This window comes from Devosia sp. MC521, assembly GCF_014127105.1.
GTDB lineage: Bacteria > Pseudomonadota > Alphaproteobacteria > Rhizobiales > Devosiaceae > Devosia.
The window spans coordinates 1,116,251-1,142,512 of the sequence record NZ_CP059902.1; the positions used below are offsets into that span (position 1 = coordinate 1,116,251).

Annotated in this window: 24 protein-coding genes, 1 pseudogene and 1 riboswitch; of the genes and pseudogenes, 8 read left to right on the plus strand and 17 right to left on the minus strand. The window is 57.0% G+C overall.

Annotated features, from left to right (window positions below; genetic code table 11):
* Positions 1 to 61 precede the first annotated feature (61 nt).
* The 5 genes from H4N61_RS05295 to H4N61_RS05315 all read left to right on the plus strand — a co-directional run bounded on the left by H4N61_RS05295 (position 62) and on the right by H4N61_RS05315 (position 3,856).
* On the plus strand, positions 62 to 859 hold the full coding sequence (locus tag H4N61_RS05295; RefSeq protein WP_182395300.1) for an AraC family transcriptional regulator: 798 nt from the start codon (positions 62 to 64) through the stop codon (positions 857 to 859).
* 365 nt (positions 860 to 1,224) lie between these two features.
* Entirely contained in the window at positions 1,225 to 2,256 is a 1,032-nt protein-coding gene (locus H4N61_RS05300) for a hypothetical protein (protein ID WP_182395302.1), read from the plus strand.
* Between the two features lie 18 nt (positions 2,257 to 2,274).
* Positions 2,275 to 2,754: a DUF6152 family protein gene (locus tag H4N61_RS05305; protein ID WP_182395304.1), complete on the plus strand. Its 480-nt coding sequence runs from the start codon at positions 2,275 to 2,277 to the stop codon at positions 2,752 to 2,754.
* Positions 2,755 to 2,819: 65 nt separating this feature from the next.
* Positions 2,820 to 3,323 (plus strand): DUF6644 family protein, encoded by a 504-nt coding sequence (locus H4N61_RS05310; RefSeq protein ID WP_182395306.1) that lies wholly within the window; start codon positions 2,820 to 2,822, stop codon positions 3,321 to 3,323.
* A gap of 11 nt (positions 3,324 to 3,334) precedes the next feature.
* The gene (locus H4N61_RS05315) at positions 3,335 to 3,856 is read left to right on the plus strand and encodes a DUF6644 family protein (protein ID WP_182395308.1); all 522 of its coding nucleotides are present in this window, start codon (positions 3,335 to 3,337) and stop codon (positions 3,854 to 3,856) included.
* A gap of 193 nt (positions 3,857 to 4,049) precedes the next feature.
* On the opposite strand, the gene H4N61_RS05320 is transcribed toward H4N61_RS05315, so the two are convergent.
* The 3 genes from H4N61_RS05320 to H4N61_RS05330 are packed head-to-tail and all read right to left on the minus strand — an operon-like array spanning position 4,050 to position 6,625.
* Complete coding sequence (locus H4N61_RS05320) at positions 4,050 to 4,439, minus strand: cytochrome c (protein ID WP_199368554.1); 390 nt, start codon at positions 4,437 to 4,439, stop codon at positions 4,050 to 4,052.
* A gap of 2 nt (positions 4,440 to 4,441) precedes the next feature.
* The gene (locus tag H4N61_RS05325) at positions 4,442 to 6,049 is read right to left on the minus strand and encodes an FAD-binding oxidoreductase (protein ID WP_182395310.1); all 1,608 of its coding nucleotides are present in this window, start codon (positions 6,047 to 6,049) and stop codon (positions 4,442 to 4,444) included.
* A gap of 21 nt (positions 6,050 to 6,070) precedes the next feature.
* Positions 6,071 to 6,625, minus strand: coding sequence for a hypothetical protein (locus H4N61_RS05330; protein WP_182395311.1), 555 nt, complete (start codon positions 6,623 to 6,625; stop codon positions 6,071 to 6,073).
* A gap of 473 nt (positions 6,626 to 7,098) precedes the next feature.
* Between H4N61_RS05330 and H4N61_RS05335 the strand changes: the two are divergent.
* A pseudogene (locus H4N61_RS05335) lies at positions 7,099 to 8,073 on the plus strand (DDE-type integrase/transposase/recombinase); the annotation flags it as partial.
* Positions 8,074 to 8,151: 78 nt separating this feature from the next.
* Positions 8,152 to 8,469, plus strand: a complete 318-nt coding sequence (locus tag H4N61_RS05340; RefSeq protein ID WP_182395312.1) for a TonB-dependent receptor — start codon at positions 8,152 to 8,154, stop codon at positions 8,467 to 8,469.
* 61 nt (positions 8,470 to 8,530) lie between these two features.
* Here H4N61_RS05340 and H4N61_RS05345 read toward each other — a convergent pair whose 3' ends face one another.
* The 5 genes from H4N61_RS05345 to H4N61_RS05365 all read right to left on the minus strand — a co-directional run bounded on the left by H4N61_RS05345 (position 8,531) and on the right by H4N61_RS05365 (position 14,970).
* The gene (locus H4N61_RS05345) at positions 8,531 to 9,031 is read right to left on the minus strand and encodes a flavin reductase (protein WP_182395313.1); all 501 of its coding nucleotides are present in this window, start codon (positions 9,029 to 9,031) and stop codon (positions 8,531 to 8,533) included.
* A 158-nt stretch (positions 9,032 to 9,189) separates the two neighbouring features.
* Positions 9,190 to 10,218, minus strand: coding sequence for a methionine synthase (locus H4N61_RS05350; RefSeq protein WP_182395314.1), 1,029 nt, complete (start codon positions 10,216 to 10,218; stop codon positions 9,190 to 9,192).
* 23 nt (positions 10,219 to 10,241) lie between these two features.
* A complete protein-coding gene (locus H4N61_RS05355) occupies positions 10,242 to 11,228 on the minus strand; it encodes a putative oxygenase MesX (RefSeq protein WP_182395315.1) in 987 nt (328 codons plus the stop codon).
* Between the two features lie 242 nt (positions 11,229 to 11,470).
* Positions 11,471 to 11,685, minus strand: a riboswitch (cobalamin riboswitch).
* A 127-nt stretch (positions 11,686 to 11,812) separates the two neighbouring features.
* Positions 11,813 to 13,138 (minus strand): sigma-54 dependent transcriptional regulator, encoded by a 1,326-nt coding sequence (locus tag H4N61_RS05360; RefSeq protein WP_182395316.1) that lies wholly within the window; start codon positions 13,136 to 13,138, stop codon positions 11,813 to 11,815.
* Complete coding sequence (locus H4N61_RS05365) at positions 13,135 to 14,970, minus strand: ATP-binding protein (protein WP_169196254.1); 1,836 nt, start codon at positions 14,968 to 14,970, stop codon at positions 13,135 to 13,137. Before H4N61_RS05365 ends, H4N61_RS05360 begins: the two co-directional genes overlap by 4 nt.
* Positions 14,971 to 15,176: 206 nt before the next feature.
* Between H4N61_RS05365 and H4N61_RS05370 the strand changes: the two genes are divergently transcribed.
* Entirely contained in the window at positions 15,177 to 16,517 is a 1,341-nt protein-coding gene (locus H4N61_RS05370; protein WP_169196255.1) for a dicarboxylate/amino acid:cation symporter, read from the plus strand.
* 117 nt (positions 16,518 to 16,634) lie between these two features.
* Here the strand turns inward: H4N61_RS05370 and H4N61_RS05375 are convergent, their stop codons facing one another.
* The 9 genes from H4N61_RS05375 to H4N61_RS05415 all read right to left on the minus strand — a co-directional run bounded on the left by H4N61_RS05375 (position 16,635) and on the right by H4N61_RS05415 (position 26,194).
* Positions 16,635 to 17,627 (minus strand): SMP-30/gluconolactonase/LRE family protein, encoded by a 993-nt coding sequence (locus H4N61_RS05375; RefSeq protein WP_169196256.1) that lies wholly within the window; start codon positions 17,625 to 17,627, stop codon positions 16,635 to 16,637.
* A 467-nt stretch (positions 17,628 to 18,094) separates the two neighbouring features.
* Positions 18,095 to 18,856, minus strand: a complete 762-nt coding sequence (locus H4N61_RS05380) for a TIGR02186 family protein (RefSeq protein ID WP_169196257.1) — start codon at positions 18,854 to 18,856, stop codon at positions 18,095 to 18,097.
* Entirely contained in the window at positions 18,856 to 19,788 is a 933-nt protein-coding gene (locus H4N61_RS05385; RefSeq protein WP_169196258.1) for a sulfite exporter TauE/SafE family protein, read from the minus strand. Before H4N61_RS05385 ends, H4N61_RS05380 begins: the two co-directional genes overlap by 1 nt.
* An 88-nt stretch (positions 19,789 to 19,876) precedes the next feature.
* Positions 19,877 to 20,818, minus strand: coding sequence for a formylglycine-generating enzyme family protein (locus tag H4N61_RS05390; RefSeq protein ID WP_182395317.1), 942 nt, complete (start codon positions 20,816 to 20,818; stop codon positions 19,877 to 19,879).
* 20 nt (positions 20,819 to 20,838) lie between these two features.
* Complete coding sequence (locus H4N61_RS05395) at positions 20,839 to 22,386, minus strand: sulfatase (RefSeq protein WP_182395318.1); 1,548 nt, start codon at positions 22,384 to 22,386, stop codon at positions 20,839 to 20,841.
* Positions 22,387 to 22,471: 85 nt separating this feature from the next.
* Positions 22,472 to 23,437 (minus strand): aliphatic sulfonate ABC transporter substrate-binding protein, encoded by a 966-nt coding sequence (locus H4N61_RS05400; protein WP_169196261.1) that lies wholly within the window; start codon positions 23,435 to 23,437, stop codon positions 22,472 to 22,474.
* Between the two features lie 24 nt (positions 23,438 to 23,461).
* Positions 23,462 to 24,244, minus strand: a complete 783-nt coding sequence (locus H4N61_RS05405; protein WP_182395319.1) for an ABC transporter ATP-binding protein — start codon at positions 24,242 to 24,244, stop codon at positions 23,462 to 23,464.
* A 2-nt stretch (positions 24,245 to 24,246) separates the two neighbouring features.
* A complete protein-coding gene (locus tag H4N61_RS05410; protein ID WP_182395948.1) occupies positions 24,247 to 24,975 on the minus strand; it encodes an ABC transporter permease in 729 nt (242 codons plus the stop codon).
* Positions 24,976 to 25,045: 70 nt separating this feature from the next.
* Positions 25,046 to 26,194, minus strand: a complete 1,149-nt coding sequence (locus H4N61_RS05415) for an ROK family protein (protein ID WP_182395320.1) — start codon at positions 26,192 to 26,194, stop codon at positions 25,046 to 25,048.
* Positions 26,195 to 26,262 lie beyond the last annotated feature (68 nt).

A 26,262-nucleotide genomic window follows, 5' to 3' on the forward strand; every position in this document is an offset into this window, starting at 1 on the left:
CCGAATACACACAAATCCTCGCAGGCCCTATGCAGAACACGCGGTTCACAGCTGGGGTAAGATGAAGCTCAGCTCAAGCATGGGGGCAATCGTTGAGAGTGCGCCGGTACTAGCCAATCCGCTCATCGCACTGTTTGCTCAAGTTGGAGGAGAAGGGCTCTCTCTGGCGTCACCGAATGGTCTGGTCTCGTCGGAAATCGGGGTCTATGGTCCGGGCTCTGATCTACCATCGAGCAATGTTCAGCAGCGCGAAGCGCTTGTTCTCAGTCTCGATGTTGAGACACTCTGCGAGGTTGCCGAAGAGACGGTCGACGGCGGCATGTCCCGTCTCAGATTGCGGACCGGGGAGGGGCAAAGCGATCCGCCATTGGCTCTCCTCATAAGTGCCGTCCAAACCGCCATTTACAACAAAGCAGATGAAAACAGCGCCTTGCCGATGGCGCGGGCTATCGCTGCCCGTTTGATCCAATCTCATTCCACTGATCAGCAGTTGCGCTACACACGGTTTGAGCCCGAAGCATCGGTTTGTGCCGATCTTCGGCCTGCAATTCGGTACTTGCGGGATCACATAGACCGCAACGTAACTCTCGCGGAGTTGTCCGGAGTTGCCAATAAGAGTGTGTCCGCACTCTCGCGCTTGTTTGTGGCCGAAACAGGCAGTGCGCCGCACCAGTATCTTATCCAGCTTCGTCTAGCGAAGGCCAAGGCCCTCTTGCAGACAACCGATCTGCCGCTATTCGACATCGCGGACGCTTGTGGTTTCTCGCATGTTGAGCACTTGGCGCGGATTTTCAGGCGCCACACAGGATTCTCTCCTGGCGTCTATCGCGTCCGCCTACAAACTCGAGGCCTAGACTAAAGACTATGCTTGCGTAGCCAAGGGGTTGCGGTTCCCAAAGGATGTTCATCGAGCACGCTCTTACGCGTTCGTTTCGTGCAAACATTGGGCTAGCTCCGTGCAGGGCTAATCTCGATACTTCTGAGAATTTACCCTCGCAGCACCTCGTGGGCTGAACGGAGGAATATCCGAGCAAAACAGTGTCGGACCAAACTGCTGAACGCTCGTTCAGCCGTGTCGGTACTGTCGTGCCTGAAATCCTCAAATGAATTGTGCGGGTGGGAGACCGTGCGACTGCGGGACTTATGTCGCGCCAAAAAACAGCGGGGGATTGGGCGTGGCTGGCCATCCTCTCGAAATTATCAGGCCGAGGAGAGGATCTACCTATGAAGGTAACTAAAGTCTTGGGAGCCATGGCTCTTGGACTCATGGTTGCAGCAAGCGCTGCTTCCGTAAGTTATGCTCAGTCTACCAATCCACTTGCTGTTGAAGTCGTGAAGCCGCCAAAGGCGTTCAAGACCGCAGAAGAGCACTTCAACTTCCTCAAGCGTCAGCATGACGGTGGCACCAAGCACACCTATGAATCTGTGCCGAAGTGGGAAGGTCTGTGGGAAGCCAGCTGGAACAGCGTAGCGCTTCGCGGTGGCGTGTCCCCGTTCTTTGAGGGCCCAATCCCGCCAGGTCTAGCTGCTGGTGGCGTCGTCAAGGAAGGCGTTCTGACCCCAGAATACGAAGCTGCGTTCAAGCAGCGTCGTGAGGCCATGATCCCGCATAACGAACAGGCCTATGACCGCCTCACCACGTGTGAAGCGATGGGCGTGCCGCGTTGGCTGCTTGAGCCGTACGTTCGCGAATGGGTGAACACCCCAAGCCAGTCTTGGTGGTTGAACGACTTGGCGAACGAAAATCGCCGCGTGTTCATCAATCAGGACCATGCCAACATCGATGGTAGCCACTCTCCAACTGGCGACAGTATCGGTTTCTGGGCTGACGATACTCTCGTCGTCTGGACCAACGACATGTGGCCAGCTGATTACTTCCGCGGTTATCCGGTGTTCTCCAACGAAATGGAAACCATCGAAATCTACCGCATGGTCACCGAAGAAAACGGCATGAAGCGTCTGGTTGCTCAGGTGTCCTTCTATGACCCGGTGAGCTTGGTGGAGCCGCTGCACGGTGCTTACACTTGGGTTCGCGCTAGTGTGCACGAAGATGCAGGTTACCGCATTCGCCACTGGGAGTGTGACCAGGCCATTCAGCGCAAAACCGAAGATAACCTGACCACCATCATTCTTCCTGGCGAAAGCGGCCTAACCTGGCACGAGATGCGTAACCCGGATCTTCCGGCTGACCTGTCAGGTCAGACCAAGACCCCAGGTGAAACCGACTTCACCGATTTCTTCAACGCAGCTGAATAAGAGCTACCGGAGAACATAATGAAAAAGACTATTCTTGCTGTTGCGCTTGCTGCAGTTGCTTCTGTTGGCGCGGTGTCGGCTTCGTTGGCGCACCATAGCTTCTCGATGTTCGATCCTGACCAGGAAATCGTCATCAAGGGTAAGGTTGCGCGCTGGGCATTCACCGCTCCGCACACCTTCATGATGATCGAAGACGAAAACGGCGACGTTTGGGCATTTGAAGGTGCGGCTCCGCCAAACTTCCTTACCCGTAATCCGCCGATGAAGGGCGACACCTTTGTGACCGGCCAGGAACTGACCGTGATCATGTGCCCACTGCGCGACGGTCGTAAGGGCGGCGCTGCAGGCCTGTTCATCGACGCTGAAGGCGTTGTCTACAACCCATCTGACGCTGGTTGCTTTGCAAACCGTCGTACAGCCGAATGGCCGGTTTGGCTTGAAAAGGGCTACAAGAACGCTGCTGAAGCGCTCGCTGCAGAACCAGCTAAGGCTGAATGAGCAGAACTAGTTCGGAGGCCGGGGTGACCCGGCCTTCATCCTGATAGGGCACAGGAGGCAGCCCAATGGTAGATATCCTATTAGAATTCGGTCAGTCGCCGTTCAGTCTGGCCATGGCAACATCCCCTTGGGTCGTGCCGACAATGCAATCGCTGCACATCCTTGCACTTGCTATTATTTTCACCTCGGTTCTGGTCATTGCTGGACGCATTCATGGCTTGGTCTGGGCCGATGTATCGCTCAAGCAGACGGCAGCGCGTTTCTCACCTTGGGCACTGGGCGCGCTGGCTGTTCTGGTCTGCACCGGTATAATCCTTATCTTGGCGGAGCCTGTCCGAGAAATTCTCGCCCTCTCGTTCTGGATCAAGATGGCATTGCTGGCTGGTAGCATCGTGATTGCGATGCGCTTCATCAAGAAGATGAAGTCGGATGACAGTGAGATAACCCCAGCGATGCGCCGTATGGCCATCGTGACCGTCGTTCTTCTGGTCGGCATCATCTTCTTGGGGCGTTTCATCGCCTATGACCCGCTGATCTGGGGTCAGCTGTCTCCAATCACCCATATTTAGGCCGGTGCATCATGGATATTACACAATTCCTATATGATTTGCAGAACTCTGGCCTCGCGAACTGGGTGAACACCGGCGGCGCGACATACCCCGTCGTGGAAAGCTTGCACGTTCTGGCCGTAGCGTTGGTTTTCGGTACGATCTTGATCGTTGACGTGCGCCTGTTGGGCTTTGCCTCGACCAATCGCCCTTACACCAAGGTTGCGCATGATCTGTTGCACCTGACTTGGGTCGGCTTTGTCGTTGCTGTCATCACCGGGTTCCTGCTGTTCCTGCCGAACGCGACGGGGATTTTTGCGAACGTCAACTTCCAGATCAAGATGCTGATGATCATGTTGGCCGGCGTGAACATGTTCATTCTCGAGCTGATCAGTGCCCGTGACGTTTCCGTATGGGATACGAACAATCCTCCTCCGAACAAGGCGCGCATTGCAGGTCTGCTCTCGCTTTGCTTCTGGACAGCGGTAATCGTGTTCGGCCGATTGATCGGCTTTACCGCAGTCGTCGATGACCCGTTCGCTGCGCTTCTCTAAAAACACTAACTCCACGAAAAAGCCCGGCAATTGCCGGGCTTTTTTTCGTTGTGAGGAGGGCGGGTTACTCTCCTGTCCAAGGAACGCCGCTCGGCGCGTTTGGCCAGCATATAAGCTTGCCGCGACGGGTTGGTTGGCCGCAATAAAGAAGGCCCCGGAGAATATCCGGCGCCTTCCGTTAGGTCCTGCGCGCTTATTGCAGGTTGTTCCTAGTGAGATAGTCCACCAGCGCTTCGAGTTGCGTGTCAGAAATGTGCGTCTGCCGGAAATGCGGCATGATGGAAACGCCATTACGTACGAGGTAACGGATATACTCTGGGTCGAGGTCCGTACGCTCCTCCAAAACGGCAGGCAAGCTGTCCCCGTGCAGTGCAGCGAGCGCGGTAGTCCCCGGCTTACCGGGACCTTCACCGTGGCAGTTCCAACAATGGTATTTGTAGATCTGCTCGCCATCCGTCATCGTCAAATGGTCTTGCAGGGGAATGAAGTTGGGTGCTGTGCCAACCCCGCTTTCCTGCGCCAACGATGCAAATGAAGCCGAGCCCAGAAGAGCAACAGCAGCTAAGACCTTAAACATGTTCATGATCATGACTTCCGCAGGTGTTTGGGCCAAATGCCGCCACGACCGGCCGCAATAATACCGTTGGGGTCGATGGCATCCTTGATGGTCTCGTTGAGCCGGAGTAGCGCATTGTCGTTGAAGTTATAGGCGCCAGCGATTTCATCGACAAAGGCTGGCGGCGCACGGTACTCGCCATAGCCATGCTGACGGGCGATCTCGATGATACGAGAGAAGCCTGCACGGTTCTGGCGCGCAACTTCTTCGTTCCCCTTAACCACTGGGAAGCCAGTGATGAAAATGAACGTGTGGTACATCCAGGTTGACGGTGTGCTGAATGGACCGAACATCGGTGGCATACCAGCATCCCGGAATGCCTTGCCCATAACTTCTTGGGCTTCAAGCACACCTTCGCCAGAGCGGGGAATAACAGCGGCAAACCAGAGGTGACCGTCGCGTGGGGAAGGGTTGGTGGCAGTACGAGCGCCGATCGAGAAAATCTCGAGCTGCGGTACGCCGAGTGCAACGCGATGTTCGGCATTATGGATCTGCTCATCCGTCATCGGCATCGTGTAGAACTCACGATCTTCGAAGACGGCACCGGGGATCGCCGCAGCGATCTTTTCCTGAGCATATTCCCAGTTGGCTAGGGTTGTCTTCTCGGGGCCATAGAACTGGAGCAAGACGTTCCAGTACATGTGGCCATTGTCCTGAACCCATGCGTCGATAGCGTCGCCGTTCCAGCCTTCTGGCGCGTTGACTAGAGCAGAGAGGCCTTCATCGCGGACAGCGCTCATCGGGCTACCATAACGTGGCATGCCGATTAGACCCTGGTCTTCGAGGTCGTTGACGATACGGACAAGTGCCTTGATGTCATTACGGCGAGGCACTTTGACCATGCCAGAACGATAGGTTGCTGGGCGAGGCATAAGATGGATACCCATCTTCGTGACAATACCAGCGTTGCCCTGTGCGAATAGGCTATCGACTTGAGGGCCGAAGCCATAATGGAATTCGCCCCAGGTCTTTGCGCCGGGTAAGGCGCCCATGCCGGTACGGAGCAGTTCGCCATTTGGCAGGACTGCCTCTAGGCCGCTGTGGGAGCGGAAGTGATCGCGATAGTGACCCCAAGTATAACCCACACCGTGATCCAGTGCGTTACCTACGATCGAACCCCAGCCTGGATCGGGGCAGTCGATCCATACATCGAGGTCATGCTCGACGATGTAGCGATAGAGATCAAAATAGGAGACTCCCGGCTCAACAATCGCGAAGTGGCGCACATCATCGACTTCGATGATCTTGTTCATGCGCTTTAAGTCGACGACGACTGAGTTGTTGAGAATTGGCGCAGAGCCGCCGTAGCCCAAGTTCATGCCGGTCGAGATAGGATAGATCGGGATCTTAAGCTCGTTCGCGACACGGACGACTTCTTGAACCTCTTCAACCGTCGCCGGGGCTACAGCCGCTGACGCCATCAGCTCACTGTCTTCTCCGTACATCGGTGAATAGGCGTCACGATAGAGGATCACATCTTCCTCTTCAGTGAAAACCCATTCGGCGCCAACTGCTGCTTTGAATTTTTCAATGGCGGCAGCGAATTGGTCTTCTGTCACTCCAACAGGAAGTGCCATTTATTTATCCTTCCTAGGAATTCAGATGTATTGGGCTGCGCCAGCTAAGGGGGCGATGATCCAGGCGTAGACGGGATCTTCCTCGGTTGCCGCTGTCAGGCCGGTGTTTTGGCTAAAGCGCGAGGAGCGAGGAACATTGACGCCCGAGACGGAAAGGAATGATGTCGCGACATCTTCCGGCAGTCGGGCCGCATCAGCGCCGACAAGGCCGCAGCTGTCGGACATGCTGGATAATCCTTGAACGCGAATGCCACAGTCCGCACCGCGCTGGATGATTTCAGCCTGATAGACGAGGCGCATGCCATGTCGTTGGGCCAACTGGGTCAACATGAACATGGGTCCATGTTGGGTGACCCCGGCAATTGCCATAGGCTGCTTGCGCCAAACCGGATCGATTTCACGCGACCAGACATTGGTCCAGTTATCGACTACGCCTGAAGACGCTACGCCGTTGCGCGCTAACTCAGTCGAAAACCGACGACCGAAGTCGAGGTTTGCGTCATGAAAATATTTGCCAATTAGGGGGGCGCCGTCGGTCATCTCTAGACCAAACGCCTGCGGGAATAGTGCACTCAAGGCCGCCGCTCCCACAGCGCCTTTTATGACTGATCGTCTTGTTGCCAATTGATATCCTCCTCAACAGCGTTGCGGATCTCGCCGCAACGCTGGAAGTCTTGTTGTTGAGGCTAAATCTCGTCCTGCACGAAAATTGGCTGTGTTCCCACGAAATGACTATTCTGCGGGCTTTCGATGGTAATTGGGTAAAACGCTCTGTGAGCGGAGAGTTGGGGGAGCGTAACTTCTGGTTTGGGTAACAAAGGCGCATGTCCCTTCCTCACCGCTACTGACCTGTGGAATGCCCAAGAATCCTCGATTTCTAGAAATTTCAGTACCCTAGACTTCCAGCTGTTCCAGTGAGGGCATGACTGACGTGCCAAATCATCCCCGTCTAATGCTCCGTAAGGGCGTCTACTATCACCGTGCCGCGGTGCTGTTGGGTATCTGCGGCACCTACCAGAAGCCCGAAGAAACCTGCTCGCTCAAGACAAAAGGCCCGCGTGAGGCCTGCAAGTTAGTCCTTGTGGCTGATGTAGATGGCGGGTGCCCGCCAAGCAGAGCCGGGTTGGCTGGGCATCCCGCGGCGGACCTTCTGCGGTTGGTGTGATCGCTAGACTGACGGTCGCCTGAGGTGCTGGATGACCGGTCCTCGGTACCCCGCCGGATCTGGAACCGTATCACTGTTCACATTCCAGCAGCGCATCGTCGATGTGGCATTGGAACAGCCTGATCTTCTCCCTAGGGAGCATGCGCTGCGCTTCACCGATGAGAGAGGGTATTTTATCTCGGAAGCCAGCGTTTATAGGCTTCTCAAGCCCCATGATCTCATCACCAGCCCCGCTTATGTCGTGAGCAAGGCGGCTACTGAATTCCACACCAAGACCAGCCGTCCCAACCAGATGGGACAGACCGACTTTACCTATTTCAAGATCATCGGCTGGGGTTGGATGTATCTTTCCACGGTGCTGGATGACTATTCCCGCTACATCATTGCCTGGAAACTGTGCACGACCATGCGGGCTCAGGACGTCACCGATACGCTGGACTTGGCATTGGCCACTTCAGGGAACGATCAGGCGCATGTGCGGCACCGACCGCGCTTGCTGAGCGATAATGGTCCCAGCTACATCGCCCAGGAGCTTGCCGGCTATATCGCAGCTAATGACATGGACCATGTTCGAGGCGCCCCGCTCCATCCCCAGACACAGGGCAAAATTGAGCGCTAGCATCAAACGTTGAAGAACCGGATCCTTTTAGAGAACTACTTCCTGCCCGGAGACCTCGAAAGCCAGATCGAAGCCTTCGTTGAGCACTACAATCATCGGCGCTATCACGAGAGCCTCGACAATGTGACACCCGCAGATGCCTACATTGGCAGAGCATCTGCCATCATCAAAAACCGTGAAAACATCAAGCGCAAAACAATCCAGCATCGACGGTTGATGCACCATCGGCTTGCCGCATAACATCAACCGAACGACGACCAGTGCTCTCCTCTAATTAAAGCGCAAATCTGAGACAAAGCATCTGACGACGGACATAAGGTGAAAGGCAACTTTGCCGTGTTCGGCTCGGATGCCCACACAGAACGTTTGCCAACGATTGACGAGCTATATTCGGTTGCGGCGGCATCCCCTGCGGACCCGCCGCGAAGCAATGGTAGCTCGGGCAAGACTGCCAAGGCTTTCGCTACGCTTGATCTCTTCGCCAATTGGAAGCCTGAAACGGGTCCCTTGGCAGGAACGCAGATCCAAGCTGGTATCGACAATGTCTTCAACGCCGACTTCCGCGAAAATCTGGCCTATGACCGCTCATCTGGCCGGACCTTCAAAATCTCGCTGTCCAAGCAGTTTGACTACTGAGGCCGGGCGAGTTTAGCACCTATTGTAGCGGGGGCATGAGGGATCATGCCTCCGACGCACTTCACCCGCTTAGGTACTCCCTGTTACAATAGAGCAGGGTGCCCGGCTGGTTATTTTCTCGCACGGAAATGACGCGGCCAAATAGGATGCGGTGCGTTGCTTCGTCGACATAGCTTGCCAATTCGCATTCAAAGCTCACCGCAGCATTGGCCAAAATCGGCGCGCCACTGTGTCCGCGGTGCCAGTCGCCAGTCGCGAACCTTTCGCTCATAGGCGTGCCGCCACCAAAACGACGCGAGAAATCTTCCTGTCCCGGCGATAGAGTGTTGACGCAAAATTGGCCGGTCTTTTCGAACGCCTTGAAGCACGAACTCGCCCGATTAATGCACACCAGCAGCGTGGGTGGCGTATCGCTGACGCTGCACACGGCCGAAGCGGTGAAGCCGTAGTCTTGTCCTTCAAACACGGTGGTGACGACGTTCACGGCGGACCCCAGGCGTGCCATGCCGTTGCGGAACGTGGTTTTGTCGACGATGGTGGAGCGAAGGTCTATCGTGCCCATGGCAGTCTCTTAGTCAAAAGGGGCCTGCGGTCGCCGCGCGGTCGTCGCGCGGGGTCGCTAAGTCTGCAGATATTCCGCGGCCTAGTTTTGGAAACAGCGCGAAGATATCTGCGGCAAGGACGTGGCGGCGGCGGGCCGCCACGCGAAGGCTGAGCGTTTTATGACGCGAGCTCTGAGCGAACGATGGCTGCGCCCGCGCTGAGGGCGCTGAGCTTGCCGCGAGCGACGTCGCGCGACAGTGGCGCGAGGCCGCAATTGGTGCAGGGGTAAAGCTTGTCGGCGTCAACAAACTGCAAAGCCTTGCGCAAGGTGTCGGCGACTTGCTCAGGCGTTTCGATTGTGGTGGTTGCCACATCGATAGCGCCCACCATCACATCTTTGCCACGCAAAAGCTCGATCAGATCCATCGGCACATGCGAGTTCTGGCACTCCAGCGAGACCATATCGATGTTTGACTTCTGCAGCTTTGGGAATACCTGCTCATACTGACGCCACTCTTGGCCCAGCGTCTTTTTCCAATCGGTATTGGCCTTGATGCCATAGCCATAGCAGATGTGAACGGCGGTCTTGCACGTCAGCCCTTCAATGGAGCGTTCGAGCGCGGCGACGCCCCATTCATTGACCTCATCGAAGAAGACATTGAACGCTGGCTCGTCGAACTGGATGATGTCCACGCCAGCCGCTTCCAACTCTCTTGCTTCCTCATTGAGGATTTTCGCAAACTCCCAGGCGAGTTTTTCGCGGCTCTTATAGTGGGCGTCATAGAGCGTATCGATCATGGTCATCGGGCCGGGCAGGGCCCATTTGATCTTCTGCTTGGTTTGCTGGCGCAAGAATTTGGCGTCTTCAACGAACACAGGCTTGTCGCGGCTGACAGCGCTCACCACCGTGGGGACACTGGCATCGTAGCGATTGCGAATGCGGACTGTTTCGCGCTTTTCGAAATCAACGCCCGAGAGGTGTTCGATGAAAGTGGTGACGAAATGCTGGCGGGTCTGTTCGCCATCGCCAACAATGTCGAGGCCCGCAAGCTGCTGCTCATGCAGCGACAACCGCAGAGCGTCTTGCTTGCCTTCCAAAAGGCCTGCGCCTTCCAGTTTCCAAGGCGACCAAAGGGTTTCTGGCTGCGCCAGCCACGAAGGTTGGGGCAAGCTGCCGGCGGTCGAGGTGGGGAGGAGTTTTGTCATGGGAATGTCTCGATCTTTGGGGCTTAGCGATGTGCGTTTTCGCGCGCCCATTGGCTGAGGACGTGCTGGTGGGGCTCAATGAGCTGCTCTTTGGCAAACTTGCCTTGGTCAACGCCCAGTCGGCTGCGTTCTTCGCGGTCGTAGACCACTTGGGTCAGCGAATAATCCTGATGGTTCAAACTCGGCTGATAGCGACGACCGGCGACTGAATTGGCGTTGTAGATTTCCGGGCGATAGATGCGCTGGAAGGTCTCCATCGTGGCAATCGTGCTGGCCAGTTCGAGGTTGGAGTAATCATTCGCCAGATCGCCGGTGAAGTAGAAGGCGAACGGCGCTGAACTGTTGGGCGGCATGAAGAAGCGCGGCTTGAGGCCGGTCTTGAGGAAATAGCTGTCGGTGAGCGAAAAGTCGTTTTGACGATATTCAACGCCAAGCACGGGATGCGCATTCCCGGTCTGCTCATAGATTTTGCTGCTCGATGCGCTGATGCAAATCACGGGTGGTTTACGGAAGTGCGCCTTGTAGACGTCTGAGTTCAGCAGGCTCTTGAAGAGATCGCCGTGCAGGTCGCCAAAGTCGACGGGCACGCTCGTGCCTACGCCGCTGGCCTTATGCGCCGCCAACACCACGCTGAAATCATAGTCGCGCACATAGGACGAGAGGCTGTTGCCGGTCACGCCCGGGATAAGGGCATCGGTGAGCGTGTCGTGGATTTCAGTTTGGAGCATTTCGATCAGCGGAAACGCCGTCTTGGTGCTCTGGTCGGCTATGTTGAGATCGATGGAAATGATCTTGAGCCGGACAGCGTATCGGTCACCACTCTCATTGTCCCAATGGATTAGGCTGTTGAAGCGGTTGTTGATCATGCTCAGCGCGTTGCGCAGATTTTGCTGGCGCGTTTCCCCGCGTGCCAGATTGGCGAAATTGGTCGTCAGGCGGGTATTGTCGGCAGGGACATAGTTTTCGTCAAAATCAATGCTGCGGATTGAGAACTCTATGGTTTTGGTCATCGTCTTATCTGCCCCAAACTGTCTGTTGCGCTGGCTTTGCAAAAGCCGTCGTGGGCCGTTACCGGTGCCGCCTCACGCCCGTGCCCACAGCGGGAACGGAAGCAAAGCTGCGCCACGGATGGCGGCGGTTAATTCTGTTTGGGACAGGTTTGCCCCAAGTGTGGGGGCAAGGCATCGCGAACGCATAGCAAGGCTGGCCGCGCAGCGACCATTGCTACGGCACACTGGGACACCCCGCCCGTGAACGTTATCTCGCCACAGGCAGGTCTCCTGGCTCGTGGGTCAAAGCCTCCATCCGTCTTCCCAGGGATAACCCCAGTGACACTTTGGATGTCAGCTCGCCACTTACAGTTGCGGGGGCAGCATTGGCTTTCTCGTCGAAACGAGGCACCAACTTCCCTCTTAGCTTCAACACGTTACAGCGAACGGCTGAAGAACCTAGGCCTGAGTACTATCGATCACATTCGTTCGAACGTCAAGCCATATAAAGATATCTTTATATCTTTAAGTCTTGATGCTGTGCGAAACGTTCTTGAGCGAGAGCAGACGCTTCCTTCGCTGGACGGTGACGTCGTGGCTAAGTCTCACACGTCGGCGCGGGTAATGCCGTGGCGCTTGAGCTTGTCGTAAAAGGTCTTTCGCGGGATACCGAGATCGGCCAGACAGGCAGCCACATCGCCTGAGTGCATCTTGATGGTTTGGCGTAAGATCTCGGCTTCGGTTCGCGCCAAACGCTCGGGCAGGGGCAGCCGGGCGGCGGCTTCAGGCTGAGCCGGTTGATCTTCTTCTAGACCGAGCACAAACCGCTCAGCGAAATGGCCCAATTCGCGCACATTGCCCGGCCAGTCGTGCATCATCAGGAAATCGTAGAGCACGCTGTCGACCTCCGGGGCTTCAACCTTGAACCGCTCCGCCGCCCGATTGAGGAAGTGCGTAAAGAGCAGCGGAATGTCGTCTCTGCGTTCACGCAGTGGGGGAATGGAAACGCTCACCACATTGAGGCGATAGAACAGGTCTTCGCGGAACTCACCGCGTCGCGAGGCTTCAGCCAAGTCCACTTTCGATGCCGCGACGACGCGCAAATCGAGGTCGCGGATTTTATTGGTGCCAAGCGGGCTGATCCGGCGCACCTCTAAAACGCGCAGAAACTTCACTTGTGTCGCCAGAGGCATGCTTTCGAGTTCGTCGAGGAAAAGCGTGCCGCCAGATGAGTGTTCGAGCCGGCCAATACGTTGCTTGGCAGCGCCGGTAAAAGCGCCGATCTCGTGGCCAAAAAGCTCGCTCTCGATCACGCTCTCAGGCAGTGCGCCGCAGTTAATGGGCACGAATTCGTTGACCGATCTGCGGCTCCACTGGTGCAGGGCGCTGGCCACGACCTCTTTGCCAGAACCGGTTTCGCCCAAAATCAGCACGTCGACATCGGCGTTAGCGATTTGCTTGAGCGTCCGACGCAAGCGTTCCATCACCGGCGTTTGCCCCAGCAGAGGCAGGCTATCCTCGGTCTCAACCAGCGCGGTCTTTAGGCGACGATTTTCAAGCGTCAGGCGGCGTTTTTCGAGGGCATTTTCGACAGTGAGAATGAGTCTCTGCGGTGGCATGGGCTTGGCGATGAAATCGTAAGCCCCGGCCTGCACCGCGCGCACAGCCATATCGATGTCGCCATGCCCTGTGATGAGGATCACCGGCAGAGCGGCGTCGATAGCGCCAATTTGGGTGAACAGATCAAACCCGCTCATCTTCGGCATGCGAATGTCGCTGACCACCACACCCGCGAACTGGCTGTCGATCTGCTTGAGGGCGTCTTCCGCCGACCCGAACTGCAAAACGTCAAAGCCAGCCAGCGTCAGGCTTTGCGCTGTTGCCGTGCGAAAATCGGCATCATCATCAATCAGGGCGATGGTTTTGGTCATGGGGTCGGTCTCGGAAAACGGAGCACAAAGCTCGCGCCGGATGCTGTGTTTGGTTCCAAAAGCAGGCTCGCGCCAAAGCTCTGTGCAAGGTCTTGGCTGATCACGAGCCCAAGTCCGAGCCCCTTCGCCTTGCTGGTCGAAAACGGGGTGAACATGCGTTCTGCCATGTCCGGCGAAACCCCAGGTCCGTTGTCCGTCACCCTCAGGCTTACGCTTCCGGGCTCACTTGAAAAGGCGATGGATATGGCTTTGTTCGTTCGCCCCTCCAGAGCCTCTAGGGCGTTCTGGATGAGGTTGACGATGATCTGTTCGACCCCGGTTTCATCTGCAAAAATCGGCACATCTGTCTGCGGCCGCGTGTAGCAGATCCGCACATTCTGGTGCCGAATGTTCGCGCCCAATAGGCTCAGCGCCGCGTCCACGGCACTGCGCAGATCCATCATCACCGCGTTCCGTCCACCCTTCCGTGAAAAATCGCGAAGGTGTTCGGTAATCTTGGTAATGCGGTCCGTGAGGCGCGAAATCGCCCCAAAATTCTCCATCGCTTCGGCATTGGCGCTGCGCTGCAGAAAGACCTGCCCATTGTCCGCATAGGCGCGGATGGCACCCAATGGCTGGTTGATTTCATGCGCCACACCGGCCGCAATTTGCCCCAGTGATGCGAGGCGATTGGCTTGGGTAAGTTCGTCCCTCAACCGCGCCGCGTTCAACTCGGCCGCGTCGCGCTCGTTGATCACTTCCACCAGAGCGTGGTTGGTCGCGGCCAAATCGGCGGTGCGCGTCTCGACGGCAAGCTCCAATGCGTGGTGCTGGTCGGCCATGCGCCGTCTGACCCGGTCCGACCGTTGCAGCAAAGCCAAGGCCAGAGCGGCCAAAGCTGCCCCAGCAGCCAAGACCAGTAAGGCATTGGAGCGCGTGGTGGTGATCGCCGCGGCCCGCTCCGCTTCTACTGGGAAGAGTGCGGAGAGCTGCCAATCCGTTGTCGGGACCGCAATCTGCACCCGCGCAAACTGATGCGGCGTTTCGTGGGGTGGAATGAGGGCCTCAACGACATCCGTGCGCCCTTCATGAGACGCAATGGGCAGCGGCCGCAGAGGCGCAGAGAGATATTGCAAGCTTTGTCGCAGTGCCGCCACTTCAGCCGCGCTCTTCGTCTCGGCGGCGTAAAACTGCCAGTTCGGCACACTTGAGAGCAGCACGACGTCTCTGGCATCTGTCACGTAAGTGGCAGCATTCCCCGGTGCCCAGAGGGTCTCGAGCAATCTAAAGTCAATTTTGACAACGGCCACGCCCAGCGTGCCATCGGGTCCCTCAATGCGCTCGGACACATAAAGCCCGGGAACACGGCTGGTCGCTCCCATGGCGAAAAGCTGGCCCGTGCCGCCCGACATCGCATCGCGGAAATAGGCGCGATACTGGTAGTTGTTCCCGACAAAGCTCTCGTCAGTGTCGAAATTGCTCGCCGCAATGGTGTCACCTGCGACATTGATCACATAAATCACACTCGCCCCAGCGCCTTCAGCGAGCGTTCTCAGCTTCTGGTTTAGCCCCGCGACGGCAAATGGCTGACCGTCGTTGAGGGTCGCGATGACGTCGGCGTCCCGGGCCACCAGAAAGCGGACCGCGCGCTGCTTATCGAGTTCTGCGAGCAGCGCCGACACCTGCAATTGTGTGGTTGCGTCTCCACGCTCGAGCACCTCGGCGTCCGCTTCCGCCTCACCAACATAGGCGCCAACAGTCAGCGCCACTCCGCCGAGGGCCAGCAGAACAGCGCCCAAAAATGCCCATTGCAAAAGCGGGCCGCGGACTATGCGTTTGAGAGAAAAATCCATGCGCATCCTTGTGCGGATTTTCGCACAAACTGCAATTCACGATGTGTGGATTTACGCACAAACTCGCATAATGTGGCAGTTCTTTGGAAGTTTTGTGACGGTTTATCAGACAGATAGGGGTGAAGTCGGTAACTGGCACACTAGTTGCGAAAGGAGTGGGAGCACAACGAGCCGCGCAACTGCGGCCCCCCTACGGGAGTGAGACCATGATGCCCCATTCAATGGCAGACTCTTCTGCCCCAAAGATACCTCTCTACAAGCACCTCTATGTGCAGGTGATCTTCGCAATCGTTGTCGGTATTTTGCTCGGCCACTTCTGGCCAGCCATCGGCACAGAAATGAAGCCTCTCGGCGATGCCTTCATCAAACTGGTGAAGATGATCATTGCGCCGGTGATCTTCCTCACCGTTGCCACAGGCATTGCTGGCATGAGCGATCTGAGCAAGGTTGGTAAGGTCGTTGGTAAGGCGATGATCTACTTCCTCACCTTCTCGACCCTGGCGCTGATCGTTGGCCTTATCGTTGCCAATTTGGTTCAGCCCGGCGCTGGCCTCAACATCGATCCAGCAACGCTCGATCAGGCTGCAGTGCAGGGCTATGCGGACAAGGCGCATGATAGCACCATCACAGGCTTCCTGATGGGCATCATCCCCGACACCATGGTCAGCGCCTTCGCTGACGGCAACATACTGCAGGTTCTGTTCGTCGCCATCCTGTTCGGTGTCGCTCTCGCCGCCGTTGGCGAACGTGGCAAGCCGGTGCTGGACCTGTTCCAGACGCTGACTGCACCAATCTTCAAGATCGTTTCGATCCTGATGAAGGCCGCTCCAATCGGTGCCTTCGGCGCTATGGCCTTCACCATCGGTCGCTATGGCATTGGCTCCATCGCCAATCTGGCGCTGCTTGTCGGCACCTTCTACCTGACCTCTTTCCTCTTCGTCGTGGTCATCCTCGGCGCAGTGGCGAAGTACAATGGCTTCTCCATTTTCGCCCTCATCCGCTACATTAAGGATGAGCTTCTGCTCGTTCTCGGCACCTCTTCCTCCGAAGCTGCTCTCCCAACTCTGATGCAGAAGATGGAAGACGCCGGTGCGAAGAAGTCGGTTGTGGGTCTGGTGATCCCGACTGGCTACTCCTTCAACCTCGACGGCACCAATATCTACATGACCATGGCGGCGCTGTTCATCGCGCAGGCCACTGGCATCGAGCTCTCGCTGTGGGATCAGATCATCCTGCTGCTGGTGGCGATGCTGAGCTCGAAGGGCGCTGCAGGCATCACTGGCGCGGGCTTCATTACCCTGGCGGCAACCCTCTCGGTTATTCCATCCGTGCCAATCGCAGGCATGGCTCTGATCCTCGGCATCGACCGCTTCATGTCCGAATGCCGCGCACTGACCAACCTTACCGGCAATGCCGTTGCTTGTCTGGTCGTGGCCCGTTGGGAAGGCGAGCTGGACGTTGAGCAGATGAATAGGGCGCTGTCTGGTGAAGCCGTGGCAACACCACCCGCTTCTGAAAAGCCAGCTGCCTTGCAGCCAGCAGAATAAGCAAAATGGAAAAGGCGGCTCCTGAGGCCGCCTTTTCTTTTAACCGATGAAGTCTTGGTCCATTGCTGAGCGCTGCACCACTGCGGCGCTCAGTTTTGAACACCGCAAAGCTCGGTGTTAGCTCAATGGCACGAATGCCAAGCCGTTGTTGTTGTTGAGCGGAACAACCAGCTGATTGGCTTCAGCATCGTAGCACATGGAGGCTGCGCTCGGGATGCTGGTTGCGATCAGCTCAGCTTCAGCGCCCGGCACCATCTTCGAGATCCCGCCTTGCATGACGCTGCTCACATATTTGGTGCCGTCAGCCATGATGACGAGGCCATCGCTGCCTGGTTGCGCGGCTTTTTCTGTGTTGAGCAATTCGCCATCGACGGAGAAGGTCAGAACGGCGTCATCACCCATGTTGGCGATCACGATGTTTCCGTCATTGTCGATACCAACACCATTGGGCAGAGCCAGTGGCGCGCCTTCGAGGAATACGCTGGTTTCACCATCTGGCGTGACCTTGAAAATGCGCTGTGGTGTACCCGCAGGGCCCATGCCTGTGTCAGAGCCGTAGATCGTACCGTCACTGGCCACTTCAATGTCATTGAGCCAAGCGACACCAGCCACAGGCACTTCGCCGACCGGCGCGCCGGTGGCAATGTCAAACTTGCGGATCACGGCTGTGCGCGGATCGTCCTCTGCGGTGCCGCCATCGCTGTCAGCGAGATAGAGGATGCCCTCATGGATGTCGCTGCCGAACGGCTCATTGAGAGTGAGGCCGTTGCGGTTGGCGCCGATCCAGCGCGGGGTGTGGACGGACCCATCGTGATTGATGAGCGAGACGAAACCATCATTCGGGAAGCGGTTCTGTGGTGCACCACGGTTCACCGCAATAACCAAGTTTCTCGTCTCGTCGTAAGAGCAGCTCTCTGCACTGACGATGGCGCCAAAGACCTTCACATTATCAGAGGCCGGAGTGTGCGCGCCCTCCCTGTCCACAATGCCCACAGGCATGCCGGCAGCGAAGGGAAGGTCCTCCGGCTTTGGCGCGGCGTCCTGAGCAAGGGCAATGGATGAGCTGGCTAATACAGCAGCGCAGCAGGTCAGGCTGAGTAATTTGAGCATGAGGTCTCCGGGATTCTAGTAATGCTAATGAATTCGGAACGTCGAAATGACTTAAATTCTAGGGACAACACGCCTCGCCACACCGGGTGGGAAGCGAAAATCCCCCTACAACCATCTGATGGTATTGGCATTCTCCATAGGTGTCTATGGGGGAGACGCGTTGATTTGCTGGATGCTCTGCTCCTCGCAGAAGCGAGGATATCTGGTTTTTGTCAGCGTCACAGCGCGCCAAACGCCAGCAGTTTAGCTCTAGACAGCCTGTCTGTCGGTACACAAAAGTGCCGAAGAAATGCACATTTCAGACGGCTCTAATATATTAGTAGAAAGGGGTGCTGCGTAATCCGCGCAACGCTTTAGCACGCAAGTCGGCCGCCGGGCGCGCACGCGGTCATCTGCGCGCTGTCTTGTGGCCAGCGCGCAGCATTTTTCTATGAGAGCTAACTCGGCGATCCTAAAAGAAGCCTCGGTTAGCGCCGGAAGACGACGCCGCCGAGCCAGCCAGTGAACAGAGCGAGGAATGCTGCGGCGAGGCCATAGAGCAGGGAATGATTGCGCGCGCTATCCACCAGCATGCGCTCGAACCCTTCGGTGCGAACCGCAAATCGCGTGGTGGCTTCAGTTATCAGCTCGCCATTGGCGTAGAGATAAGCCTGCGCAATATAGAGCCCGTTGGAGACATGTGAGGGCAGGGAGATGCGCGCGGCAAAGCCGGTCCGAGACAGAAACACCACGCCCATGGCGTTTTCGCTATAGGTGCCGCCCTTGGTTTTGATGCGCACAAACTCGCTGTTGAGCTCCTGTGGTCCCGACAGGTGGGAGGCTTCTACGACGCGCAGCAGACTGAAGTCCGGCCGCTCATCCAAGCCTTCCGGCAGGATGACGTTGAGCGGCCGATTAGACAAAATGGCGTAATAGCTTGGGACGCCCTTATACATCGTCATGTCGGTGGTCAGCACCACGCCAAGCTCGCGCCCCTTCATGCTGACACGTTGGTCATGCGGTGGGCCTTTGATCACCATCACCACGTCATAGCTAGTGTCAGCGGGCAGATTGTGCGCAGTCGGGTCGATGGCGCCAAAGAGGGTAAAACTCTGGCCTGCAAAATTGGAGTGGACCGCAACCACGGGGTCCGAATTGGCCAGAACCAGGCCCTGCGCTGCAACGGGCGTCGCGGCGGCAACGATAATCAGCAGTGTGGCGGCGATGGCTGTGCGGAGGCGGGAGAACATCACAGTGTTTCTCCAAAGCCAATGGTTGTGACGGTGAACGGGTCGGCTGGCATGGTGAACAGCGAAAAGCCGAATCGCGTCGCGATCAGCAAAATCAGCAGAGCCAACAGCGCCCGCAATTGCTCACCCTTGATCGTCTGACCAGCGGAGGCGCCAAATTGCGCGCCAACCACGCTGCCGACCATCAGGCAGAAGGCGAGGAGAATATCGACAGATTGATTGGTCACAGCCTGCAGCACGCAGGTGACGAGCATGACTACCAGCAGGTGGACGAGCGAGGTGCCAATGACCACATTGCCCGGAACGCGCAGGAGGTAGACGAGGGCAGGGACAAGGATAAAGCCGCCGCCCAGACCGAGCAGCGCTCCCAAAATGCCGACGCAAAAGCCGATGCCGATCACCGGAATGACAGAAATATAGAGCTTTGAGCGTGGGAATTGTGTGCGCAACGGTAGGCGCTGCAACCAGGACGAGCCCTGTGGCTTCGGCGTCGGCACATAGTCCTTGCGGCGCGCGCGGATGATCGAGCGAACACTTTCAAACAGCATGGATGAGCCGACAAAGCCGAGAAGTACCACATAGCTAATAGCAATGAAGAAATCGACCTGACCCCATTGGCGCAGCAGAGCCAGAACACCAATGGCGGCGATAGATCCGCCAACGCCTCCGCCAACGAGATAGGCGGCAAGCTTGAAGTCGATCCCGCCCTTGCGGAAATAGGAAATCGCCCCGGACGTTGAGGAGGCGGCGACCTGCGCTGTAACCGAAGCAACGGCAACTGCGGCGGGCACGCCGGAAAACAGCAGCAGCGGCGTCATCAGAAAGCCGCCGCCAACACCAAACAGACCCGAAATGAAGCCGATCGCGGCACCGATACCGATCAGGAAAAACAGATCGACGGAGAGTTCAGCGATAGGCAGATAGATGGGCATTGCGCACCGGGGACGATATTAAAAACAGGCGCTTAAAGCGCCGAAGCTAACCACTCAAGAGCGATAAACATGCGAGGTGTGTTGGACATCACGTACGGCTCGAAAATGCAAGGCGGAAGCCTGCATTTGATCCCGCACTATCCGGCGACATGGCCATACGTGCCGCAATCCGATAGCGGTAGCAATAGGAGATGTGACAAAGGAACGAACCTCCTTTGAGTACTTTCTCTTTATGCTGCGCGGCACTAGCATTTCGAAGCTTGGCCGACTTGCTCAGAGAGCGAATTTTGAACGCGTCCTGCGTCCACTCCCAAACATTCCCCGCCATGTTGTAGAGCCCCAAACTATTGGGTTCGAAGCTCTTTGCGGGCGCCGTCAGCAGATAGCCGTCGGTAAGACTATTGTGCCGCGGGAAGCTGCCTTGCCAGATATTGCAGTGAATATCGGTGTCGCTTGGTTCTGCATCGCCCCAGGGAAAACGCTGTGGATGCGCGCCACCTCGGGCTGCATGTTCCCACTCCGCCTCGGTGGGCAGTCGCCCACCCGCCCAGCGGGCATAAGCGTTCGCATCATTCCACGAGACTTGCACGACGGGATGATCTTCCCGGTCCCGCAGATCCGACTGCGGCCCTTCTGGGTGGTTCCAGCGTGCCCCTTCGACAATCTTCCACCACGGCAATTGATTGCCAACCGAGGCGGCGTGCGCGAGGTGTTCGCGGGAACTGTCGAAAACAGGCGACCAGCCGATCCGCTCGGCTTCAGTGATATAGCCTGTCGCGGCGACAAACCGCTCAAACTCAGCGTTCGTCACCGTCGTAGGGCTTATCCCATACGGTGCGAGGGTGACACTTCTTTGCGGTCCCTCACCATCCTGCTCAATGGCCGGTGTGTGGGTGCCGACAAGACTCTTGCCGCCCGCAATCGCTACGACGCCGACCGAAACCTCGGCAGCAGAGACTGTGGTGACAGTCGTCTGCTCCTGGCTCAGGCTAGTGGCATTCGGCGATGGTGGGCGGCAACATTGGCTCATTTTATGGGCGACGGATCATCTTAGTTTTGTGCGCGGAGAGCGGCACTATCGTGTTCTGCGATATCGCCGATTTCCGTCATCTTGTGATCCAGCTTTTCCAGCATGGCTAGGAAAATCTCACGATACTTCGGATCATTGGCAAGATTGACCAGTTCTTTCGGGTCGCTCTGGCAGTCGAACAATTCCCATTCAGGTGGCTCATCGCCATTGAATGCACCGGGCTGGTCGAGCGCATCATTGTACCAATAGATCAGCTTGTAGCGATCATCGCGAATGCCGTAGTGCGCAAAGGCGTTGTGGTAATAGTCCTTGTGCATCCAATAGCGATGGTAGGCCAGATCCTGCCAGCTCGCATCGTCGGTCTTTTCCAAGATGGGGCGCATGCTGACGCCCTGCATGAAGTTCGGGATCTGCACGCCAGCGTAATCAAGGAATGTCGGAGCAAAATCGACATTTGATGCGATGCGCTTGGTGACCGACTGTGGCGCGATACCATCTGGGTAACGGATGACGAACGGCATCTGCAGCGACTCTTCATACATGAAGCGCTTATCAAACCAGCCATGCTCACCGAGGAAGAAGCCTTGGTCGGAGGTGTAGATGACCATGGTGTTGTCGGTCAGACCATTGCTGTCGAGATAGTCGAGGAGGCGCCCAACATTGTCGTCAATGCCCGCGACGGTGCGCAGATAGCGCTTGATGTAGCGCTGATACTTGAACACATCGAGTTCACGCTTGGTCTTGAAGGTGAAATTGGTGCCAGTGTCCTTGCAGATCAGCACGAGGCCGGACACGTCTTCCAGATCGGGAACATTGCGGCTGATCGCGCCGTTTTCGCTGCGAATAGCGCTGCCGACTTCGTCGCCGCCCTCAGGCTGTACCAGCCCTAAGTCTTCGTAGGTCATGTCCTGACGAACCCGCATACGCGCCAGTTCCGCCGCTGAAGCACGGTTGGAATAGTCGTCGTCATAGGTTTCTGGGATCGGCAGATCTTCGGTGTAAAGCTCGCGATAGCGCGGATGCGGCACGAATGGGCGATGCGGCGCCTTATGGTGACACATGACGAAGAACGGACGTTCGCGATCGCACTGGTCCATAAACGCGATGGTCTTGTCGGTGATGATGTCGCTGGCGTAGCCGGGCTCAACATGTGGCCCATTGCTGTCGATCATCACAGGGTCGAAATAGTCGCCCTGGCCCGGAAGAACCGACCATTGATCAAAGCCGGTGGGCTGGTGAGCCTTGCCCTCGCCGAGGTGCCATTTGCCGAACATGCCGGTCTGATAGCCGGACGCCTGCAGATAACGCGCCACATTCGGCAAGCGATTATCGAGGTCGGTGGTCAGCGTAGTGACGCCGTTCACGTGGTTATACGTGCCCGTGAGGATCGAGGCACGGCTCGGGGTACAAATAGAGTTGGTGACGTAGCAGTGGTCGAGACGCATGCCTTCTTCTGCCAGCCGATCAATATGGGGCGTGGCATTCAGGCCCGAGCCATAGCAAGAGATTGCGCTTGCAGCATGATCATCGGCCATGATGAACACGATATTGGGTCGAGTTGTCGTCATCAACTTAGTATCCAAAAAGAGAGACAGTCTGGGTCTCCGCTGCCGATGAAGGCAGCGAAGACCGTGTGGATTTCAGCCGATTGGCTTACTTGGCGTAGAAATCGCCGAGGTAGAATTCAGACGCTGGCTGAACGCTCTCAACCTTGCCGAAGGTCACATAGAGCTGCGCCATGGTGTCGAGCCAGGAATTGACCGAACCATTGATGGTCAGGCCAACCAGCTCTTCCGAGTTTGGCTGGGTCGCAAGCGAAGCTTCTGCCTGCAATGGCTCAACTGGAACGCCAAGGAAATCTGCGGTGATGGTGACGGACTCGTCGAGGTTGTCACGGCGGAAGTCGATGGCTTCCTTGATTACCGCATTGACCTTGCGAATGGTGTCGCCGTCTTCAGCCATGGTGTTGGAGACGATGAACGAGCTTGGGAAAGCCACAGCCGGGAAGAAGTCGGCGTTAGACGACAGTTCCTTCAGCTCTGGAATACGCTGACGAATGATGTCAACGAATGGGTACCAGATGCCCGCTGCATCGACCTGACCGGAGGCAAATGCGGTCACGATGGTGCTTGGGTCCATCATGATCGGCTCGATGTCAGCAAGGGTCATGCCTGCTTCTTCAAGCGCGAGGCGCATCAGCATGTCGCCCGAAGTGCCTTCAGGAATAGCAACGCGCTTGCCGCGAAGGTCTTCCATCGACTCAATGCCTGGCTGGGCAATAACGCGGTCGGTCGAGCCGAGCGCGTTGATCGCGATAACCTTGGCCTGACCGGAAGCAGGAAGCCACAGAGCGCCTGGTCCGATGTAAGCAAAGTCAAGCGAACCAGCGCCAAGAGCCTGAACCTGGATCGGGCCGTTGGTGAAAACGCTCAGATCAGCCTTAAGACCATGCTTGGTCCACAGGTCCTGCTTGGTCGCAATTGCTGCAACACTGCTGCCGAAGTAGTCAGCGATATAGCCCATGCGGATTGGGGTCAGGTCCTGAGCCGAAACTGGCACGAGGCAAACGCTGGTCAGGGCAATCCCTGCCATCAACTTGATAAAGCTACGCTTTTTCATATCATCACTCTCCCTTGAGTTTTCTTATGAATGGCTTGGCTGCGAGTAAACAGCGTGCCAAACCTTATTGCGGATTTCCGCAAATTCTGGCGACAGACGCAGTTCGTCATTGCGCGGGTAGGGGAGATCAACATTGATGACCTCCTGCAGGCGGCCCGGGCGGGCGGCCATGACGATTACGCGATTGGCGAGATAGACGGCCTCGTCAACGTCGTGGGTAATAAACATCACCGTGCGGCGTTCTTTAGACCACGTGTCGAGCAACTGATCCTGCATACGGACGCGGGTCAGCGCATCGAGCGCGCCGAAAGGCTCATCCATCAGGAGAACCTTTGGGTTCACCGCATAGGCACGAGCAATCGCGCAGCGCTGCTTCATGCCGCCCGAGAGCATCTTGGGCAGCGCATCGGCGAAGTCGCTGAGGCCCACGAGACCGATATAGTGGTCCGCAATGCGACGGCGCTCTGTCTTGTCGATGCCCTTGAGCTTGAGGCCAAACTCAACGTTCTCGCGAACGGTCAGCCATGGGAACAGCGCGTATTGCTGGAAGATAACACCCCGGTCGGGGCCCGGGCCGTTGACGGGTTCACCGTCAACGAGGCACTGGCCGCTCGTGACATCGAGTAGGCCTGCCACAATGTTCATGGCTGTGGACTTGCCGCAACCGGAAGGGCCTACAACGGTGATGAACTCGCCATCGTAAACATCGAGATTGAGATTCTGCAGCGCGGTGAAATTGCCCTTATCGGTGCCAAATTCACGGCCAACATTCTCAAAACGGATTTTGACGTCTTGCGTGTTCGACATGCTTAGATTCTTTCCTGCCAGACGGTCAGCTTGCGCTCGGTGAAGCTGACGACGCGATCCATGATCAGGCCCAATACGCCGATAGAAATCAGCGATACGAAGATGACCGGCAGATCGTAGTAGAGCTGGCCCTGCTGCATGCGGAAGCCGAGGCCCGCCTGCGCTGCGATCAGTTCTGCTGCCACAACTGTTGCCCATGCGGAGCCGAGACCAATGCGGAAACCAACCAGAATGAAGGGGGTCGATGCTGGGATAACCACGCGTGTGAAGATGACCCAGTCCGACGCGCCCAGAACGCGAGCGGCGTTGATGAAGGTCTTGTCGACGCTGATCACGCCCTGATACGCAGCAACAACCGACGACAGGAACGAGGCCAGGAAGATCACGAAGATCTTGGGCGTTTCGTCGATGCCCATGGTCACAATAGCGAGCGGAATGATCGCCAGTGGTGGGATCACGCGGAAGAACTGGATCCAAGGATCGATCAGACCACGCGCAACCTTATACCACCCCATCAAGAACCCGACTGGGATCGCAAGGAGTACGCCAAGGGCAAAGCCGGTGAGAACGCGTGTCAGAGACGCCCGCACGTCTACCCACCACTGACCAGAGCTAAACGAGCGAATGAACCGTTCGAGTACTTCTACGGGGCCGGGCAAAGGGGTGGTGGTCAGCGACGTAGCAATCCACCAGAGAGCCAGACCACCAGAGATAGACAGCGTGGTCAGCATCACAGCTGATCTGTCCACGGTGAAGCCTGATTTACGCGCTGGAGGCGCAGCTTCGGTATCTCCCATTGAACTATCCTTCAAAGACATATTTCTCGAGCGCGACACAGGCAGCCCCAAGGGCGCCAGCATCGGGCACTAAGTGAGCACGTTCGATCCGAACGCCTTCAAACTGGCGCATCAGACGTGGGGTGAGATCAGATTTGAGCTGATCGATGAATTCTTGTGGTGCTTCGCCCAAATGACCGCCGAGCAAAATCAGATCGGGGCCGAGTAGGGTGATGGATGTGGCCAGGGTCTGCACGAATTGCTCGTAGGGCAGGGCCCAAACCTCAGCATTGGCGCGTGCAGCCGCGATCAATCCCTCTTCGGGCACGTGATCGAGTTGTAACGCCGACAACAGAGCTGGTTCAGAGAAGCGGGCTTCCAGACAGCCACGTGTGCCGCACACACAGGTGAGGCCGTGCGGCTCGACCACCACATGGCCGATTTCGATTGGGCCGGGCGAATTGGCTTCGCCATTGCGGAAATGCACAAGGCCCGCGCCAAGACCGGATCGCATATAGATATGCAAAACCGAAGCATTGCCCGCCCCAGCGCCATAGATGGCTTCCGCCAAGGCAATGGCCGAGGCGTTGTGTTCGAGCACGACGGGCAAAGCTAGTCTCTGTTCGATACGGTCCGCGAAGGGCACCGCTTGCCCAGAGCGTTCGAGTTTCGAATAGAGATTTGAGCGCTTGGCCGCGTCGACCTTACCGGGAACGCCCACGCCAACACCGGCTATTCTGGTGCGCGGGAGCTGGCTGTCTTCGATGAGTCTGTTGGAAATTTTGCTCACCAAATCAATCATGTCGTCGACTGTCGTCTTCGTCTGATCGAAGTTGGCGCTGGCCGTCTGCTGCACGTTCAGGGCAGAGTCCACCAAAGCAACGCTAATGCGTCCATAGCCAATATTGGCGCCAATGACGTAAGCGCCACTGGGGTTGAACGCGAGCAGGGATGGGGGACGGCCCATTGGGCTAGGCGCTGTCGTGTCGGCTTCTAAAACCAGACCGCGGGAAATGGATGCAGCCGCCAGCTTGGTCAGCACCGATGCAGAAACACAGATACCCCTTGCCAGATCAGCTCGTGACTGTGCACCGCCATCGCGCAGCATAGTCAGCAATTTCCCGGACGTGCTTTTCACAGCCCAATTCCCCCACAGATCGGAAATATCTTTCATACTTTCTTTCTACTGACAAGAAAGTATTTTCGTTGGTGATGAGGGCGTGTTTCTGGGCATTTTTCGCG